Here is an 18,415-nt window from a genome sequence, read left to right on the forward strand (position 1 = left end):
TTCAATTTTTTGTTCACATATTTGTTCAACCTAAGGCGGGAAGATATAGCATTTTCGATCTTCTTCATAATCACTAACCTAACGGAAATAAACTATACGAGGAATGAATTTAACTGCGCAATCGGTATGGGACAACTGTCTATCCTTCATAAAAGATAATATTCAGCCCCAAGCTTACAAGACCTGGTTTGACCCCATAAAGGCTGTCAAACTTACCGATAACGCTTTGAGTATACAAGTTCCGAGTAAGTTTTTTTATGAATGGCTCGAAGAACACTACGTCAAACTGTTAAAAGTAGCTCTTACAAAAGAGTTGGGAGAAAACGCCAAACTGGTATACATTATTAAAATGGAGAACACCTATGGCAACCAACGTCCGTTTACGGAAAAAATACCGAGCAGTAACCGGTCCAATCTGCAACCGCAGGAACTGGATGTTCCCGTAAAGCACAAAAACCCGGAGCTCAAAAATCCCTTTGTCATTCCCGGTATCCGGAATATAAAAATAGAGTCACAACTAAATCCCAATTATAATTTCGACAATTTCCTGGAAGGTGATTCCAACCGCCTGGCACGCTCCGCCGGACTTGCCGTTGCCAACAAACCGGGAGGCACTTCCTTTAACCCGCTTCTTATTTTTGGCGGTGTAGGCCTGGGAAAAACACACCTTGCCCACGCTATCGGTGTGGATATCAAAGACAAGTATCCCGAAAAGACAGTGCTTTATATCTCTGCGGAAAAATTCACACAACAATATATAGAGTCCGTAAAAAAGAATACGCGCAACGATTTTATACACTTCTACCAACTCATAGACGTTCTTATTATCGACGACGTACAGTTCTTTTCCGGAAAATCGGGAACACAGGACGTGTTTTTCCATATCTTCAATCACCTCCACCAGAACGGCAAACAGGTGATCCTTACTTCCGACAAGGCACCGGTGGACATGCAGGACATCGAACAACGCCTGCTCTCACGATTCAAATGGGGACTGTCTGCTGAACTGCAAACCCCGGACTACGAAACCCGGATATCCATCCTCAAAAACAAACTCTACCGGGACGGAGTGGATATGCCCGAAGAGATCGTGGAATACGTAGCCAAAAACATCAAGACCAACGTCAGAGAACTGGAAGGCGCCATTATTTCCCTCATCGCACAATCTTCATTCAACAAACGGGAGGTTACCGTAGCACTGGCTACCCAGATCGTTGAGAAATTTGTTAAAAACACCAAGCGCGAAGTTTCCATAGATTACATCCAGAAAGTCGTGTCAGACTATTTCCAGATGGACGTCACCACCTTGCAGTCCAAAACCCGGAAACGACATATCGTACAGGCCCGGCAACTTGCCATGTTCTTCGCCAAAAAATTTACGAAGGCATCTCTGGCCAGTATCGGATCACAGATCGGAAAACGGGATCATGCCACGGTTCTACACGCATGCAAAACCGTTGATAACCTCGCGGAAACCGACAAACAGTTCCGCAAACACCTGGAAGATCTTACCAAAAAGCTCTCCCAGTAAATTAACCAACCACTTCCACTACCCCAACTTTTTATTGTCATAATTTCCTATCTTGCGCACATAAGCAAGACCAGACTTTCTAATAATTTCTGAAGAATGAAAACCAAGATACTCATGGTATGCCTCGGCAACATATGCAGGTCCCCGCTGGCCGAAGGCATTCTGCGCTCCAAAATGTCAGGTGAAACGGTAACTGTAGATTCTGCCGGAACAGCGGACTATCACATCGGCGAAGCTCCCGACCCGAGATCTGTTGCCATAGCCCGGAAACACAATATCGATATCAGCAATCAACTCGGAAGAAAATTCCAGGTGTCTGATTTTGATGAATTTGATCATATTTATGTAATGGATAACTCCAATTACAATAATGTGATCGGCATGGCCAGAAGCGCGGAAGATGAACAAAAAACAGACCTGATCCTGAATCTGGCGTATCCCGGAGAAAACATGGACGTCCCCGATCCTTATTACGGAGGACCTCAGGGATTTGAAAACGTTTTTAAAATGCTTGACCACGCCTGTGACATACTTGTTAAAAAATTGAAAAACAATCATTCCCGATAAAACGCTCTTAACATCTAACACATTTAAAACTTGGCACCTACAAACAATAAATACGGAACCATATATCTCATCCCTACTACGCTTGGTGGTGTAGATCCCATGCAGGTACTTCCTTCATCCGTGAAAAGTATCATTGAAACCACCGATCACTATATCGTTGAAAACGAGAAATCCGCAAGGCGGTTTATAAAAGGGATCTGCCCTGAAAAACAACAAAGCGAATTGCAGGTACAGGTGTTGAATAAATATACCGAAGCGGGAGATATTCCCGGTTTTTTGTCCCCGTGCCTCGACGGGCTTGACATCGGGGTCATTTCCGAAGCAGGTTGCCCGGGTATTGCAGATCCCGGAGCAGAGATTGCTGCACTGGCCCATGAAAAAGGAATTTCGGTAGCACCGCTTACGGGCCCCTCTTCTATATTTCTCGCCCTCATGGCCAGTGGTATGAACGGACAATGTTTTGCATTTAACGGATACCTGCCCATAGACAAGGCAAAACGACGCCATGAAATTAAAAAACTGGAACGGCGCTCTGCCGAACTCTCCCAATCCCAGATTTTCATAGAAACACCATACCGGAACGATCAGTTACTGGCCGACCTTTCTTCGAGCCTGAAAAGCGATACCCGGATTTGCGTGGCCTGTGATATCACCCTCCCGACAGAATTCATACATACAAAAACTGCGGAACAATGGAAGGAAAACAAGGAAAGCCTGCATAAACGGCCGTGTATTTTTATTATTCAATCCCGATAAACAACGGAATAACAAAAAAATTCATCTGCATCAAAAGTTGTGGAGTAAAATTGGATTTTAGGTATAAGACGTGAGACCTACGATCTATGACTTTAAATTGTTTTACCGGGATTACAGATCTATTGAAAATCTTTGCGGTCTAAAAACAAAATCCCGGGCCTTTATAAGACCCGGGATCCTGAAAAAAACGTATGCTTAACCAAAATTAAATTTTTGCCTTCCGGTTGGCTTTTATATAAGAAGTATCATAACCGGAAAATTTTTTCATATAATATCGTATGGAAGCCCCGTTGGCATCCTTAAAACCTCTCACCCCGGCAGAACGGAGATAAGTTTTTACATTACCCGGTCCTGCCAGATGTGCAGCGGCCAGAATACCGGATTCGGTAATATATACCCCTCCTATGCGCTTGCCCACACAACGTTTAATATCCCTGCGGAGTACCCATTTGTTCCGTGCCGTATTAGCAATAAAGGCACGTTCCTGCAGTTCAGGGTCGTTAAGAAAATCGGAGGAATTATAAACCCCTATCAGCTTTAAGGTAGAAGTACCGAATTGATACTTCCCCATATACCCCAGGTGATTGGTCACGAAATAATTCCCTCTGGATTCCTTAAAACCCAAAGCTTCCTTGAACCCCACAAAAGATTTCCCCAGAAACGGAGGATTAATAACAGTCAGCGGTTCGTCTTCTTCATGCACTGTGGCCAATAAAGGACCGGATACTCTATATCCGTTATTGATCTTTACTTCTTTTGTCGAAGTAAATCCCAAACTTATAAAGGTCAAAAGAATAATTAAAACAGCATATTTCAGTATATTCTTTCCCATTACGTTTTATTTCTTCGAGACTTACGAACCGGGACTTGCTTCCCCGGATAATGTCGTTAAACCTGAAAAATACCTGCTCGAAATTTGCGGGGGCAAATATACAACTTTTTTATTAAACTGAAAATCAAAGTGTTAATTTATTCTAAAAACTATCTACGCTTCTTTTTGCAATTTGTTCCCTTAAATATACGACAAAAATCCATACCGCTTATCCTTTTTTACCGATGTACGCTCTGACTGTTGAGCCAGTTCACATACTCCCTTTTATTGGCATTGTGCTGCGCCAGGGTTTTGGAAAATTTGTGATATCCCGGCTTGTTGATGTTGGCCACAAAATAATAATAATCGTGTCTTTCCGGATTGAGCACGGCATCTATGGAAGATATGTCGGGCATGGCGATAGGCCCCGGAGGAAGCCCGGCATATTTATAGGTATTGTAAGGCGAATCGATCTCCAGGTCTTTATACAATACCCTTTTTATAACGGTATCAAAATCACCGGTGTGTTTTTTTATGGCGTAAATGACCGTGGGATCGGCCTGAAGGAGGATATTTTTCCGGAGGCGATTGAGATATACCCCCGCCACACGTGGTCTTTCATCTACTCTGGTTGTCTCCTTCTGTACTATGGAAGCCAGTGTAATGACCTCTTCCTTGTCCAGGTTGAGCCTTTTTGCTTCTGCAAGGCGTTCTTCGTTCCAGAACCTGTCGTATTCCTTCAGCATCCTCTCGCGGAATTCCTCTGCCGAAGTATTCCAGAAAAATTCATAGCTATTGGGTATATACAGGCTCAGCGCTTCATTTTTATCTAACTGGATGCTGTCCAGGAATGCATTGTCTTCAAATACCTCCAGGAGTGCCACACTGTCAGCTTCTATCTGTGTTGCTATCCTCCCGGCAAGGTCTTCCAGGGTCTCCTGGTTGTTGAAGGAAACCATTACCGGAGTATTCCTGCTCCGCAGGGTATTCACGATATCATTATTACTCATCCCCTTCTTGATAATATATTTCCCGGGCCTGGGGTTTGCAGCGTATCCCTTTTTCTCCGCTACTTTTTCAAAAGAGCTGCTATTTTTCAGGAGGGGTTCCAGTTGCTCCCTTACCTCCGGGAAACCTGCGTCGGTAGGCACATAGACATAGGCTTCTTCATTATTGAACCCGGTATTGGGGGCAAATATGGCCGTATAGACCCTATACACAAAAAATAATCCCAGGACAACACCCAGGAGTAATATGGCTACTACTATTTTCCGAATATACATTTCTTATATTTTCGTATTGCTGTACAACGAACGGATGCGGGTTTCCCGGCGCCCGTTCCTTTATTCATGATTTATTTTCTGATACAATATCTCATTCCTGAACTGCCCTCCGGCAAAATTCCAGTCCTTTTTCACACCTACCCGTTCAAAGCCCAGGTTGGAAAACAATTGTATGCTCGCTGCATTATCTTCGGTGATATTGGCATAAAGTTGATGTATTCCGAGGTTGGCAAAGGAATAGTTTATTAACAGCCGTAATGCTTCCGTACCTACTCCCCTGTTCCTGTTCCCTTCTTCGAGCACCACGATACCCACTCCCGCCCTTTTGTTTTTCGGATTAAAATCAAACAAATCTATAAACCCGAGAAGGTTGTCGTTATAATCAGAAATGACCAGGCGTAACTGTTTTACTTCATAAATATCCTTGTGGCTGTTCTTCAGATATTGCCTCAGTACAAAACGGGAGTACGGGGCCTGGGTTTCACTAACTTCCCATATGGTCTCGTCATTTTCCAGCCTGTATAGGAAATCAAGGTCTTCGGGTTCCAGCGCCCTTAAAAAAATATGTTTTCCGGTAAGTGTCACCATAGTCTTTTCATAAATTAATACTGCACGGCAAACGTAACTGGCGGATTCCCGCTAATGTAATTTACAAAATATTTTTTTTAAGAACATCAATTTCTCCCCTGAATACCTGCATAGCAGGACCTTCGAGAAATACTTTAGCGTATTTTCCCGCTTTTTCCTCAAACGAAACACTGAGGGTCCCTCCCGGAGTATCCAGTGAGATCAGGTTCCCGGAAGCCCGCCCGGTACGGTGCATGGCAATGGCCACGGCGGTAACGCCCGTACCACAGGACAGGGTCTCGTCTTCCACACCGCGTTCGTAGGTCCTTACTTTAAACAGATTGTCCTTTACCCGGCTTATGAAATTGATATTACTGCCTGCCTTACCGTACTTTCCGTAACGGAGTTTCTCCCCGTTCTTTTTCACATCAAAATTATCTATATCAGTGATCTCCTGAACATGGTGCGGAGACCCCGTATCCAGATACACATAGTTGTCAAAAACCTCTATTTGATCTACATCTGTCATTTGCAGACGTACCTTATCTCCGTTTATGGTAGCATGATGCACGCCATCTATGGCCAGAAAACGCGTGTTCTCTTTGATAATACCCAAAAAGCAGGCAAAGGCCACGATACATCTTCCGCCGTTGCCACACATCGTACTCTCGTTACCATCGGCGTTATAATACACCATTTTAAAATCGGTGTCCGTATCGTTTTCCAGCAGGATCATACCGTCGGCACCTATGCCAAATTTTCGGTCGCAGAGCCTGGCTACCAGTTTGGTATTATTTTTGGGAAATTTCTGTTGCCGGTTATCGATCATAACAAAATCGTTTCCCGTTCCCTGGTATTTATAAAAGCTAAGGTGCATTCGTTCTTGTTTAGGTCGGTATTCCGACACATTTTCAGCTATGGCAAATATACAATTTAACAGCTATTCTCCCCCTGTTAAACTGCCGTTAAAGTTGAAATGTTAAAATAATAAACCACTAAATTTGAATGTTAAAACAAATTGAGGAGTATCCGGCTGACCTGCATTGCAGGGAACCGGTCTGAAAAACAGCATGTCATTCCGGTAAAAGGGCACTCACTTATTCCGGATCATCACCGGATGAAGCCGGATTCCGAAAAACCCTTCGTTTCGGAATGACTGTAAATACGAAAAACTGATTAATAAAGATTCGATAAATCCTAAAAATTTCAAACTATGAAAAAGTTTATTAGTCTGCTTATAGTATCCGTCCTCGGAGGACTTATTACTTTGGGGATTTACAAGACTTTTTTTGAAAAGGAGGAAGTCATTGTTGAACACAGGGACAATACCCCTAATTTTGTAACGGCAAGTTATAATTCCTCCCCTCTTGTCTCGGCGGAGGCTACGGACTTTACGGAAGCAGCGGAAAAAACAGTACACGCCGTGGTACACGTAACGAACCGGATCACCAGTAAAGGGCCCATGAGCATGCGGGACCTTTTCTTCGGGAATACAAGAGAACGCACGCAGGTTGGCACCGGTTCCGGGGTCATTATCTCTCCGGACGGGTACATCGTCACCAATAACCACGTAATTGACGGTGCTACCGAACTTTCTGTAACACTGAACAATAACAAAACCTACACGGCCGAGCTTATCGGTTCCGATCCGGCAACGGATATTGCACTGATCAAAGTCGATGCCGGGGAAGAACTGCCATACCTGGCTTTCGGCGATTCGGACGGGGCCAAAGTAGGAGAATGGGTGCTGGCCGTCGGTAACCCCTTTAACCTTACTTCTACGGTAACCGCGGGTATTATCAGCGCAAAGTCGAGAGACCTGAGCAGTAGCAACAACCAGTCGTTCATACAGACAGATGCTGCGGTCAACCCCGGAAACAGCGGAGGTGCCCTCGTAAACGCCCGTGGCGACCTGATCGGTATCAACACGGCCATAACCTCCCGAACGGGGACCTATATCGGTTATGCCTTTGCCGTACCCAGCAACATTGCCAAAAAAGTAGTGGAAGACCTCCTGGAATACGGTAATGTACAAAAAGGGCTTCTCGGCGTTTCCATTGTGCCCAAAAATTCGAGGTATGCCTCGGAAAACGGACTCAATGACGTAGACGGTGTTTACATAGGCGGTGTGGAAGAAGGCTCCGGAGCCGAAAAAGCCGGAATTACGGAAGGAGATATCATTAAAAACGTGGATCACATAAAAATAAGAAAATTTGCCGACCTTACGGGATATCTCAATTCCAAGCGCCCCGGCGATGTGGTTAAAGTGACCGTAGACAGGGATGGAAAAACCCGGACTTTCCCGGTTACCCTGAGCAAGATCAGTACTTATGTCCTGAACGAACTCGGAATGCAGGTAAAAGACATTTCTGAAAAAGACAAGAAAAAATACAACATAAGCGGCGGGGTGAAAATTACCCGGACCGCTCCGTACCTGAATAATGCCAATCTGGAAGGCCGCATACTCGTGGAGATCAACGGCAGGAAAATATCTAATGTGCAAGAAGCCCAGCAAATTGCTTCCGAGATCAATCCCAACGAAAGGAATGTAATGCTTATCCTTAACGAAAACGGGGAGGCCGAAAGGTATTTGTTCTAAAGGCTAACGCTTTACACTGTATTTAATTTTAATCCCGGGTTTTAACAAAAATCCGGGATTTTATTTTTTGAGGTAGACACTCGTCATACAGACGAATACCAGTCGCACACGGCACAGTGTTATATCAAAAGGAATGATATCGCCTAATGAATTTATTTTAACCGAAAGGGTCATTCTTCTATCACTTCCAGTTTTGCAAAGCGGAGCAGCAACTTTTTTACTTCCCCGTTATCGAACTTGATCTCTGCTTTTTTGTCATTTCCCACACCTTCCACTTTGATCACCCGGCCATTACCAAAACGGGAGTGGGCTACCTTATTCCCTACGGATAAACCGGAAAGAACGGTATTTCCGTTGCCTACGGGAGTCCCGATATCCGGTTTTACTTTGCGGAGTTTTCTGAGTTGGTTTTCCGAAGGTTTTTGTTTGTCCGGCGGTGTTCCGCTTACCGGTTTTTTGAGGCGCAGTTTGCTCTTGTCCACTTCACCGAAAATATCTGCATCGATCATGGGTTTGTAACGATTATTAGCATCCATCGGCGGGGTGAGGTATTCCAGGTATTCGTCTTCGATTTCTTCTATAAAACGGCTGGGCTCGGCATCGATGAGTTTACCCCAGCGATAGCGGCTCTGGGTATAGGTGAGGTAAGCCTGTTTTTCTGCCCGGGTCAGTGCCACGTAAAATAATCTCCGTTCTTCCTCCAGTTCACTCCTGGTGTTCATGCTCATGGCCGAGGGAAAAAGATCCTCTTCCATCCCTACAATATACACATAGGGGAATTCCAGTCCCTTGGCGAGATGAATGGTCATGAGGGCAACCCTGTCGTCATCTGAAGTATCCTTGTCCATATCGGTGGCCAGGGCCACGTCTTCCAGGAATTCGGGCAGGGAACCCGTAGCGCCGTCTATTTCCTTTTGGCCTTCCACAAAATCCCGGATACCGTTAAGTAGTTCCTCCACGTTCTCCATTCGTGCAATACCCTCGGGCGTGCCGTCTTTTTTGAATTCGTGCAGCAAGCCAGTCTTTTTGGCCACGTGTTCGGAGAGCACAAAAGCGTCCGCACTCTGCGCGGTAACCTGGAAACTCTTGATCATGGTGATGAAATCTTCCAGTTTACGCCGCGTACCCGCATTGATCTTCAGATCTATTTTGTCCAGGTGTTCTATCACCTCGAATATGGAGCGTTTATAGTGATTCGCCGCCACGGTAAGCTTTTCCATCGTGGTCTGCCCTATTCCCCTTGCCGGGTAGTTGATCACCCGGTTCAGCGCTTCTTCGTCTTTAGGGTTGATCACCAAACGGAGATAAGACAGTACATCTTTTATTTCCTTGCGCTGGTAGAAAGACAATCCCCCGTATATGCGATAGGGAATGTCTCTTTTGCGCAACGCATCTTCTATGGCCCGGGACTGTGAATTGGTACGATAAAGTACGGCAAACTCTCCGTTGGAAAGCCGGTGCTGCATCTTGTTCTCAAAAACGGAGCCTGCTACAAAACGGCCTTCCTCGGCATCGGTAATACTGCGGTGAACTTTTATTTTATTCCCGTCATCATTAGCGGTCCACACTACTTTCTCCAGCCGGGTCTTGTTCTTTTCTATGACCGAGTTGGCCGCATTGACGATATTTTTTGTGGAGCGGTAATTTTGTTCCAGCCTGTATACTTTAACATCGTCATAATCGCGCTGGAAGTTCATAATGTTATTGATATTAGCTCCCCGGAAAGCATAGATACTCTGCGCATCATCCCCTACCACACAGATGTTCTGAAATTTATCGCTCAATGCCCTGACAATGAGATATTGCGAATGGTTGGTGTCCTGGTACTCGTCCACCAGGATGTAGCGGAAACGGTCCTGGTACTTGGCCAGCACTTCCGGGAACCGCGTAAGCAGTTCGTTGGTTTTCAGCAACAGATCATCAAAATCCATCGCTCCTGCCTTGAAGCAGCGGTCTACATAAGCGGCATAAATATCTCCCAGCCTGGGGCGTTTTGCCATGGCATCGGCTTCTACAAGTTCGGGATTATTAAAGTAAGCCTTTACGGTAATAAGGCTGTTTTTATACGAAGATATCCTGTTCTGAACCTGTTTGTATTTATACACGTCCTTATCCAGTCCCATTTCCTTGATAATGGCATTGATAAGACGCTGGGAATCCTGTGTATCATAAATGGTGAAATTACTGGGATACCCGAGTTTATCGGCTTCAAAGCGCAGTATTTTTGCAAACACGGAGTGGAAAGTTCCCATCCACAGGTTTTTGGCTTCACTGTTTCCCACAATATCGGCAATACGCTTCTTCATTTCCCGGGCCGCCTTGTTGGTAAAGGTCAGTGACAGGATATTAAAAGCATCCACGCCCTTGTTCATCAGGTATGCAATGCGATAGGTAAGCACCCGCGTCTTGCCCGATCCCGCACCGGCAATGACCATTAAAGGGCCATTCATATGAAGTACGGGGGCCCGCTGTGCATCATTGAGTTCCTCTAAATATTTTTCCACTATTGTCTGTTCTTTTTCAAATATCTAACCATCCGCTATTTCCCGGAAAAGGCAGTTTGCAACCAACATTAAAAATCAAAGCGTGAAATTAATTATTATGGTTTTATTATTAAAACTATTTTGGGAGTCTTTTCGTTTTCCGGAGTAGAAAGCTGTTTTTTTAAGAATATACGGATGTTAAAAGTTTTAGGTGAGGCTAATTATTAATCTATCTCTTGTTTTTTGACCCGGTCAAAACCTTCTTTTATAGCACCAGCATTGATTGCGTTACTATTGGCCATGTCCAATAGTTTTTGTGGAATTGTTTCCGGAGGATGAGGGTTATCAAAATAAAAAAACAAAACCCTGTTTGTTCCTGTAGATCTTTTCGTGATAATATTTGAAACAGGCTATCAGGATTACTGTCTAACTCCCTTGATTTTATGCCTTAGATAATTTACGGCGTCAGCGTCCCACTTTCCGGTTTGGGAAATTTTAATTATTTTTTCAAATACTTCTTTTTGACAACAAATCTCGGAAGCCTGAAAAAATTTATCTATATATTCATTGGCTTCTTTATAGAGTGGCATTGCCTTTCCTGTTACATCGTCAAAACCAAAATATTCCTGAAAGGTTTGAAACGTAGAAGGAAATTTTCTGACATATTCCACAAAGTAATTATCAGATGCACTGTCTGAAGATATTTTTTGAAAACAATTTTTTAAAGAACCCGGGCCTTGTAATTGTTGCTTTTTGTAGACAATACTTTCCTGAAACAATCTCATCGAAATAGTAGAAATACTTATGTGTTTTTTTGACAAACTTTTTTCCTGAGTATTTCCGGGACTTTCCTTACAGCAAAGAAAACATCCAATACATATAGCATATATCGAGATTAAGCCAATTCCTTTCACTTTTTATTGATCGATCTTATTCTTATACCATTTCCTGCAACCCGAAACCATTGAGAAGAATTGTTCTTACTTGGACAAATAAATCATTTACTCTATCTTTTTAAATCTTCCATGCTCAATACTGTAAATCGTACTTTCCATCATTCTTGTTTCGCTATCATATACTTCAAAGCTTTTTATATAAATCTGGTAATTTTTATCTATATAAAATCCTTTTTCCGAGCTGTGTAAATCCTTAGATAAAGAATAATATATATTTAAATAATCTATTACTTTTCCTTTTTTATTAATTGTTACAATATCTTTAATATACGCCCCTTTTTTCAGATTTTCATATCCTCTAATTACAATATTACATCCTCCTTTTTCTGGTAAAATCTCTAAAATATTATACTCAATAGTTAAGGAATTCTTATTCAAGAAGTCAAATAACTTCTCATCATATTTATTATAATCGTTAACCCCCTGCACAAATAAATTTGTTCGCAAGGTTTTACTTTTTTGTAATGAATTTACAATATCATTTAAAACCTTAGTGTTTCGATCTATTGATTGATTATCAGAAAAAACAGAAGGATACGTCCAACTCTCAGGAAAAGGATAGGTACGTATTTCTTTCGAACCATAAGGAAGTTCTACAGTATTCTTAACTTTTTTATTGGGATTAACCGAATCTTTGAAAACAATTGAATCATTTTCTGATAGTTCCTTCTTTCGGGATACATCATTTTGCCCGTCTTTGCAACTTAATAGACATATAAAAAATACTATTATATATTTTATCATAACTTAGTCTTTATACTTTGGACTCAATTGAGAACAATGAAGATGAGTATCATGTAAGCTTCCTCCATCTCTTTTAGTATGATCTGTCAATCCATCCAAATAATTAGAACTGCCACGTATTCTTTTAGAAAATCCAAACTTTTTCATGGCATCAATTATTTTTTGATCATCCTCCAATGTCCATAAATAACCCGTATCTATTGCGAAACCATTACTGTGTTCCAAACTTGGAAATGCAGATCCATCTTTATAACACGAACCTGTGCATGAAACATCAAGACCTATATCGGCTAAAGCACCTAAAAAGGCTGCAAAATATTCTGGATTTGCATATTCTCTTTTGGTTTGTTCAAAGTGGAACTGTATCTCGGCAGTTCTATTATTAATTTCTTTCATATGAACCAAAATAATATCCTCATCCAGAGCCGGATATTTTATTTTATAATGTGCTTGCCCATATTTATTCCCATCTGTAATTACTGTTCCATCCTCATATATATGAGATGTTTTTGCATCGACCCCCATACTGTTATATGAAGTGTAATCAATGGTTTCAACCGGTTCTTCTTCTCTAAATGAATCTACAGGTTGCCCGGTTCCCTTTTTCTTTACAGTATATAAATCACATGTTATTAAATTATATTTCTCATCGTTTTCATCATGATAAACATAGCTAACTTTTTTTGAGTTAGTCAAGTCTACCTCCGAAATATGTCCTGTATGATATATATGAATTACTTTAGACCCTGTCACCTCGAACCACTCCTCATCCTCATTCAAAAAGATATTGCTCCTGTCCCGGCCGCAATAGATCACTTCCCCTTCGGCCTGTGCTTCCACCTCGATGGAAAGCAAGCTCTTTACAGTATCTCCGTATTCCGGTTCCCAGCCGTTTTTTACGATCATCGTATCATAGCTTTCCGGCGGAATGCTTTGCCGGCCATCGGTATAACCCAGTATTTCTTCCTCCTGAAGTTTTTCCTGCCACTCTTCCAGCTTCTCATCATCTTTCGGGCGAAGTTCGATCCGGGCATAACGAAGGCTTCCCTTTAATTCCTCTTCTTGCGGTTCCCCGAGTTCTATGGTGGTGATCTCATTATCGTCCTGTAACACGGCCAATGCCCCTCCGTCCGTAAGCAAGGCTTCCTTTTCCTTTAAAGTGACCTGTATACAATTCACCGCACCGAAATGTTCCGCTACAACATAAATCGCGTCACCGACATTCGCTCCGGTTACCCTTTCAAAACTTGTCTTTTCCCCGGTCTGTTGTCTGCCGGTAATACTCAATTCTTGCCCGACCTGTATCACATCGCTGTCCAGTTTGTTTTCCTTCATGATACTGTCGGCAGTGGCTCCTTCATAATTGCGTGCAATATTACTGAGGTTATCTCCGGAAACAACCGTGTATTTTTCTTTAGTTTCTTCAAATACCGGTTCGGTCTTCTTCTTTGCAAAATAGGCACTGTTTATGAGTAGATCCCCGGGAGGCGGGTCTTCGGGTGTTCCGAAACAAATACCTTCTTCTGCGGTTTCGTTAATGGAAATGGCTGCCGACTGGTTGATAACATCCGCATAGTTATTGATATCTCCCCTGGCGATCCTTATAAATTTACCGCCTGCATATTTGGTAATAAAGCCCATAATCCCGAAAAATGATCTTTAAATGTTACTGTCAATAATTTATCAGGGGGAATTGATATCCGACAGTCTATACAATATTAAAACTTTCGGACGACAAAATGAAAAAGGAATATGAATTTCTAAAGAAAACCGGGGCCTTTGTAACAGGTTTTAATACGATCTAACAAAATATCCGGGATTAAACCAGGCCATGTGCAATGGTGTTTCCGGTTCAGCCCCCGACTTGAATATCTTGTGTTCCTGCCGTCCCTCATTTACAAATCCCAGGCTCCTGTAAAAAGCTACGTTCCGGGTATTGTGTTCCCGTACGTAGAGTTCAATACGCAATATATGAGGGTATTTCTCCCTGACGGTCCTTAAAAATTCCCCGAACAGCTTTCTCCCTATCCCTTTCCCCTGGTGGTCCGGGGCCACCACAATGGTCAGATCGGTCAAAATATGCTGAAAAGCGTAAATATCCGGGGTATAGGCATGTATCTCACCTACGAGTTTTCCTTCATCTACAGCCGTCAATATCAGGCCGTTTTTAGTTGCATTGGACAAAAAACCGGAAATATACGCATCATCTATTTCTTCTTTTCTCCGGATGATACCTCCGGGAATCTCCGCTACTTCGGAATAAAGTTCCAGTAACCGGGGAGCCAGACCCGTAACATCCGGATTTATCACAATATCCATGCTATGCGTTGGGCTTCAGATTTATGGGAAGTTTGTCTATCCGTTTTCCCGTGACCTTATAAATGGCATTGCAAAGGGCCGGAATAAACGGCGGAACGGGAGGCTCGCCCACTCCGGTGGGTTTGGCATCACTTTCAACAATATCCACATGGATTTGTTGCGGGGATTGCGGCATCCGCACAATTTGATAGGTATCGAAATTGTCCTGCTCTACCTGCCCGTTCTTCATGGTGATCTCACTGTTAAGGGCCAGACTGGCTGCAAACTGGGAACCGCCTTCAAACTGGGAACGGATGCGGTCGGTATTCACGGGCCGGCCACAATCCTGGGCATAATACACATTGGGGATCGTGATGTTATTCCTGTCATCCACAGCAATTTCCACCACGCAGGCCACATAGGTCAGGAAGCTGCGATGTACGGCAAAGCCCTGTGCCTGTCCTTCCGGCATGTCCTTTCCCCATCCGGAATTTTTGGCAACGCGTTCTATAACCCGCCTGAGCCTTCCGGTTTCCCAGGGATAATCTTCGATACTTTCTCCGTAATTTTCATATCCACCCTGTGGCATTTCTTCATTGAACGTAATGCTCCGGTCTTCTCCCAGCATATCCAGGGCATTGGCCACCGGGTCCATGTTGCGGGCTTCTGCGATCTCATCGAGCATACTGCCGGAGGCAAAAGTGTGGTGAATATTGCTCACCGAACGCAACCACCCTATTCTCACGTGGGCTTCGGCATCGTGGGTTTCTATGCGTATGGAAGGCACATCATACGGAAAATCCACACAGCCCAGCCCCATTTCTCCGTCAGAAGGCTGAACGGCCTCTGCATTGGAGGTGGCGCTGATGGACGGGAAAACGGAATGATGGTTCCAGCCTGCCACTTTGTTGTCTTTGTCAATCACCGCCCTTATCCGCTGTGCGCTCATGGCATGGTAAAAATCGTGCTGCACATCGTCTTCCCTTGTCCACTGCACTTTCACCGGATATCCGGATTTTTGTGCGAGCAGGGCGGCTTCCACAATAAAATCGGGTTTGGACTTACGGCCGAAGCCTCCTCCTATGAGAGTGACATTTACTTTCACATCCTTAATGTCCATCCCCAGGGCTTCTGCTACGGAACCCCTCGCCCATTGCGGGTGTTGTGTTGGTGCCCAGACCTCACACTTTCCGTCCTTCAGCCATACCAGGGCACAGGGCGGTTCTATGGTACCATGGGCATAATACGGAGCGAGGTAGGTCTTTTCGATAACTTTAGAACCTCCCCGGAGGGATTGGTCGAAATCCCCCTTTTCCCGCCTTACCGTGCCTTTTCCTTTGGTACTTTCCAGCAGTGCCTGCTGTTGTTTTTCAGAATCATAACTCGCATTGGGGCCCAGGTCCCACTCGATTTCCAGGGCTTTTCTACCCTGTATTGCGGCCCAGGTGTTTTCGGCTATCACCGCTACTCCGCTCAGCGGTTTGTTCAACTGTGGCGGAATCCCTGCTCCTTCGATCGTATGGACTTTCAATACGCCTTCTACTGCGAGCGCCGCTTTGTCATTTACGGATTTTACCGTTCCGCCTACTACCGGACAGCGTTGGACTACGGCTATTTTCATATCCGGAACAGCAGCATCAATACCGTAAACCGCTTTCCCTGTAATAATATCGTCGAGGTCAACAATAGGCGTATCTTTTCCTATTCTTTTGAATTCCGAGGGGTCTTTTAAAGTTATTTCATCCGGTCCCGGTACAGGCAAAGCAGCGGCGGTATCTACCAGTTCCCCGAAACCGATCTCCTTACCGGAGGCCTTGTGAATAACCCTACTATTGTCCGTACTGCACTCTTCTTCCGGCACTTCCCATTTTCGGGCAGCAGCGCGGACGAGTAACAGCCTTGCCGTGGCCCCGGCTTCCCGCATGGGATTGTAGAACATGCGCACGGAGAACGACCCGTCCGTATTCTGGTTACCGTATTTTTCCTCGTCACCTTCGGCCTGAACGATTTCCACTTTTTCCCAGTCGGCCCCGAGTTCATCGGCTATGATCAAGGGCAGGGAAGTCCGTACCCCCTGTCCCATTTCAGAACGGTGGGCAGTGATAATCACTTTTCCTTCGGAAGTTATACTAAGATAAACATTAGCTGTAAATGTCGTGACCTCCCCGCCTTTTTTACGGTCGTTACAACTAAAACTAACCCCGAGCACAAGCCCGGTAGCTGCCAGGGAGCCCAGTTTTAGAAAGTCCCGCCTGCCGGGTTTGTAAATATCGGTCTTCTCTTTGGTTTCTTCCGGACGTGTAAGCATAGATTTCATAAAGAAGTGTTTTTTTGATTCGGGATTATTCTCCGGAAGCGGTACGAATGGCCGCTTTTATCCTGTTGTATGTACCACAGCGACACAGGTTGCCCTGCATGGCACTGTTGATCTCTTCATCCGAAGGGGACGGGTTTTCCCTGAGCAATGCCGCTGCCGACATGATCTGCCCGGTCTGGCAATAGCCGCACTGGGGCACCACGTGTTCCGCCCAGGCTTTTTGCAACGGGTGATCCCCGTTTTCCGAAAGCCCTTCAATAGTAGTAATTTCAGCCGATTGTACCGCGGAAACAGGAAGACTGCACGAGCGGGTGGCCACTCCGTCGAAATGTACGGTACAGGCACCGCAAAGCGCCTTTCCGCACCCGAACTTGGTGCCTTTCATATCAAGAATATCCCGCAACACCCATAACAAGGGCATTTCGGGCGTTGCCTCTACCTGGTGTTCCTCTCCGTTTACATGAATGGTATACTGTGCCATAGCGAATTATTTTGTTAACATACAAGCCTTTAAGCAGCTTAAATTTAATTATAATCCGCCAGTCGTGAGAAGTTATAACCTGTTTTTTAACTGTAAAAAAGTCTATTTATACTTGTTCAAAATAAATAGATACGGTATTGTTCAGGAAATTTCCTGCTGTATTAAGATCAAAAGGAAACAAAACCGTCAACTATTCACTTTCCACTGATAGCCTTCTCCTTCAAACAGTTCCCTGCCCCACACGGGAAGTTCGGCTTTGATCCGCTCCACGAGTTCATTACAGGCATCTATGGCCGCTTTTCTGTGTCCCGAAGAAGTAAAGACAAAAAGGCAAATTTCCCCGGCGGGCACTTTACCGAGGCTGTGATAGACATGCATGCAGGTAATCGGATACCTTTCGAAGACCGATTCACGTATTTCGTGCATTTTTTCCAGCGCCATTTCTTCATATGCTGTATACTCTATGGCTTCTATTTTTTTTCCGTCCGCTTCATCGGCCCTTACCTGTCCGAGGAAGATACTGTGGGCACCAATCTCTTTTTTGGTACTGTGTTTCTGAATGCTTTCTCCGATAAAGGAAGCGGGAACAGCTCCTTCCCGGAATATGTTCTTCGGGGTACGTTTCATTTCTTCAATGTTTGTTATGTTATAGGTAATCCTCTTGTTTAAATTCACCAGGAACTCCCGTGTTTATCGGTTTGTTTTTTGTCACGGATACACGAACGATTTTTAGGCTATTGTATTCGGTATCCGGATCGGTCAGTGATTTGGCAGGATTTTCAACCTCCCGAGAACGGGGGAAGCAGGCTTACTTCACTTTCTTCACCGAGTACCGTATTCTCCTTTACAATTTCCTTATCAATAGCTATGAGGTACTTCATTTTTTTTAACGCAGGATATTTTTCTTCCAGCCTGTCAATCATCGTATCGGTATCCGGAATATCCTTCAGGCGCACCAAAGAACCTTCAAAAATGTCTGTTAATTGTCCGAAAACCAGTATTTTCATCTTTTTGCATTTTTT

Annotated in this window: 17 protein-coding genes; 4 read left to right on the forward strand and 13 right to left on the reverse strand. The window is 44.1% G+C overall.

Going from position 1 to position 18,415, the window contains the following annotated elements; translation table 11 throughout:
* The first annotated feature begins 103 nt into the window (after positions 1-103).
* The 3 genes from dnaA to LS482_RS00015 all read left to right on the forward strand — a co-directional run bounded on the left by dnaA (position 104) and on the right by LS482_RS00015 (position 2,854).
* Positions 104-1,531, forward strand: coding sequence for a chromosomal replication initiator protein DnaA (gene dnaA / locus LS482_RS00005; RefSeq protein ID WP_233029682.1), 1,428 nt, complete (start codon positions 104-106; stop codon positions 1,529-1,531).
* A 96-nt stretch (positions 1,532-1,627) separates the two neighbouring features.
* Positions 1,628-2,098 carry a low molecular weight protein-tyrosine-phosphatase gene (locus LS482_RS00010; RefSeq protein ID WP_233029683.1) on the forward strand — a complete coding sequence of 157 codons (471 nt, stop codon included), beginning with the start codon at positions 1,628-1,630 and terminating at the stop codon, positions 2,096-2,098.
* Between the two features lie 30 nt (positions 2,099-2,128).
* The gene (locus LS482_RS00015; protein ID WP_233029684.1) at positions 2,129-2,854 is read left to right on the forward strand and encodes an SAM-dependent methyltransferase; all 726 of its coding nucleotides are present in this window, start codon (positions 2,129-2,131) and stop codon (positions 2,852-2,854) included.
* A gap of 205 nt (positions 2,855-3,059) precedes the next feature.
* Here LS482_RS00015 and LS482_RS00020 read toward each other — a convergent pair whose 3' ends face one another.
* The 4 genes from LS482_RS00020 to dapF form a co-directional block, all read right to left on the reverse strand.
* Positions 3,060-3,686, reverse strand: coding sequence for a peptidoglycan-binding protein LysM (locus LS482_RS00020; RefSeq protein ID WP_233029685.1), 627 nt, complete (start codon positions 3,684-3,686; stop codon positions 3,060-3,062).
* A gap of 218 nt (positions 3,687-3,904) precedes the next feature.
* On the reverse strand, positions 3,905-4,948 hold the full coding sequence (mltG, locus tag LS482_RS00025) for an endolytic transglycosylase MltG (protein WP_233029686.1): 1,044 nt from the start codon (positions 4,946-4,948) through the stop codon (positions 3,905-3,907).
* Positions 4,949-5,008: 60 nt separating this feature from the next.
* Complete coding sequence (locus tag LS482_RS00030) at positions 5,009-5,536, reverse strand: GNAT family N-acetyltransferase (RefSeq protein ID WP_233029687.1); 528 nt, start codon at positions 5,534-5,536, stop codon at positions 5,009-5,011.
* Positions 5,537-5,597: 61 nt separating this feature from the next.
* Positions 5,598-6,392, reverse strand: coding sequence for a diaminopimelate epimerase (gene dapF, locus LS482_RS00035; RefSeq protein WP_233029688.1), 795 nt, complete (start codon positions 6,390-6,392; stop codon positions 5,598-5,600).
* Positions 6,393-6,728: 336 nt separating this feature from the next.
* Between dapF and LS482_RS00040 the strand changes: the two genes are divergently transcribed.
* A complete protein-coding gene (locus LS482_RS00040; protein ID WP_233029689.1) occupies positions 6,729-8,114 on the forward strand; it encodes a trypsin-like peptidase domain-containing protein in 1,386 nt (461 codons plus the stop codon).
* 170 nt (positions 8,115-8,284) lie between these two features.
* Here the strand turns inward: LS482_RS00040 and LS482_RS00045 are convergent, their stop codons facing one another.
* The 9 genes from LS482_RS00045 to LS482_RS00085 all read right to left on the reverse strand — a co-directional run bounded on the left by LS482_RS00045 (position 8,285) and on the right by LS482_RS00085 (position 18,400).
* Positions 8,285-10,618, reverse strand: coding sequence for an ATP-dependent helicase (locus tag LS482_RS00045; protein ID WP_233029690.1), 2,334 nt, complete (start codon positions 10,616-10,618; stop codon positions 8,285-8,287).
* Between the two features lie 398 nt (positions 10,619-11,016).
* Positions 11,017-11,511: a hypothetical protein gene (locus LS482_RS00050; RefSeq protein ID WP_233029691.1), complete on the reverse strand. Its 495-nt coding sequence runs from the start codon at positions 11,509-11,511 to the stop codon at positions 11,017-11,019.
* Positions 11,512-11,598: 87 nt separating this feature from the next.
* Positions 11,599-12,297, reverse strand: coding sequence for a hypothetical protein (locus tag LS482_RS00055; protein ID WP_233029692.1), 699 nt, complete (start codon positions 12,295-12,297; stop codon positions 11,599-11,601).
* Between the two features lie 3 nt (positions 12,298-12,300).
* Positions 12,301-13,938, reverse strand: coding sequence for a LysM peptidoglycan-binding domain-containing protein (locus LS482_RS00060; RefSeq protein ID WP_233029693.1), 1,638 nt, complete (start codon positions 13,936-13,938; stop codon positions 12,301-12,303).
* Positions 13,939-14,088: 150 nt separating this feature from the next.
* Complete coding sequence (locus tag LS482_RS00065; protein ID WP_233029694.1) at positions 14,089-14,616, reverse strand: GNAT family N-acetyltransferase; 528 nt, start codon at positions 14,614-14,616, stop codon at positions 14,089-14,091.
* Between the two features lies 1 nt (position 14,617).
* Positions 14,618-16,912: a xanthine dehydrogenase family protein molybdopterin-binding subunit gene (locus LS482_RS00070; protein ID WP_233029695.1), complete on the reverse strand. Its 2,295-nt coding sequence runs from the start codon at positions 16,910-16,912 to the stop codon at positions 14,618-14,620.
* Positions 16,913-16,937: 25 nt separating this feature from the next.
* Positions 16,938-17,393, reverse strand: a complete 456-nt coding sequence (locus tag LS482_RS00075) for a (2Fe-2S)-binding protein (RefSeq protein ID WP_233029696.1) — start codon at positions 17,391-17,393, stop codon at positions 16,938-16,940.
* A 186-nt stretch (positions 17,394-17,579) separates the two neighbouring features.
* The gene (locus tag LS482_RS00080) at positions 17,580-18,020 is read right to left on the reverse strand and encodes a molybdenum cofactor biosynthesis protein MoaE (RefSeq protein WP_233029697.1); all 441 of its coding nucleotides are present in this window, start codon (positions 18,018-18,020) and stop codon (positions 17,580-17,582) included.
* Between the two features lie 152 nt (positions 18,021-18,172).
* Complete coding sequence (locus LS482_RS00085) at positions 18,173-18,400, reverse strand: MoaD/ThiS family protein (RefSeq protein WP_233029698.1); 228 nt, start codon at positions 18,398-18,400, stop codon at positions 18,173-18,175.
* Positions 18,401-18,415 lie beyond the last annotated feature (15 nt).

Source organism: Sinomicrobium kalidii (assembly GCF_021183825.1).
Taxonomy (GTDB): domain Bacteria; phylum Bacteroidota; class Bacteroidia; order Flavobacteriales; family Flavobacteriaceae; genus Sinomicrobium; species Sinomicrobium kalidii.

Excerpts from the sequence above, each read along its gene's own strand:
- LS482_RS00020 (WP_233029685.1), bottom strand. The coding sequence starts at position 3,686 with ATGGGAAAGAATATACTGAAATATGCTGTTTTAATTATTCTTTTGACC.
- LS482_RS00070 (WP_233029695.1), bottom strand. The coding sequence starts at position 16,912 with ATGAAATCTATGCTTACACGTCCGGAAGAAACCAAAGAGAAGACCGAT.
- LS482_RS00065 (WP_233029694.1), bottom strand. The coding sequence starts at position 14,616 with ATGGATATTGTGATAAATCCGGATGTTACGGGTCTGGCTCCCCGGTTA.
- LS482_RS00075 (WP_233029696.1), bottom strand. The coding sequence starts at position 17,393 with ATGGCACAGTATACCATTCATGTAAACGGAGAGGAACACCAGGTAGAG.
- LS482_RS00055 (WP_233029692.1), bottom strand. The coding sequence starts at position 12,297 with ATGATAAAATATATAATAGTATTTTTTATATGTCTATTAAGTTGCAAA.
- LS482_RS00080 (WP_233029697.1), bottom strand. The coding sequence starts at position 18,020 with ATGAAACGTACCCCGAAGAACATATTCCGGGAAGGAGCTGTTCCCGCT.
- dapF (WP_233029688.1), bottom strand. The coding sequence starts at position 6,392 with ATGCACCTTAGCTTTTATAAATACCAGGGAACGGGAAACGATTTTGTT.
- dnaA (WP_233029682.1), top strand. The coding sequence starts at position 104 with ATGAATTTAACTGCGCAATCGGTATGGGACAACTGTCTATCCTTCATA.
- LS482_RS00085 (WP_233029698.1), bottom strand. The coding sequence starts at position 18,400 with ATGAAAATACTGGTTTTCGGACAATTAACAGACATTTTTGAAGGTTCT.
- LS482_RS00030 (WP_233029687.1), bottom strand. The coding sequence starts at position 5,536 with ATGGTGACACTTACCGGAAAACATATTTTTTTAAGGGCGCTGGAACCC.
- LS482_RS00040 (WP_233029689.1), top strand. The coding sequence starts at position 6,729 with ATGAAAAAGTTTATTAGTCTGCTTATAGTATCCGTCCTCGGAGGACTT.
- LS482_RS00010 (WP_233029683.1), top strand. The coding sequence starts at position 1,628 with ATGAAAACCAAGATACTCATGGTATGCCTCGGCAACATATGCAGGTCC.
- LS482_RS00060 (WP_233029693.1), bottom strand. The coding sequence starts at position 13,938 with ATGGGCTTTATTACCAAATATGCAGGCGGTAAATTTATAAGGATCGCC.
- mltG (WP_233029686.1), bottom strand. The coding sequence starts at position 4,948 with ATGTATATTCGGAAAATAGTAGTAGCCATATTACTCCTGGGTGTTGTC.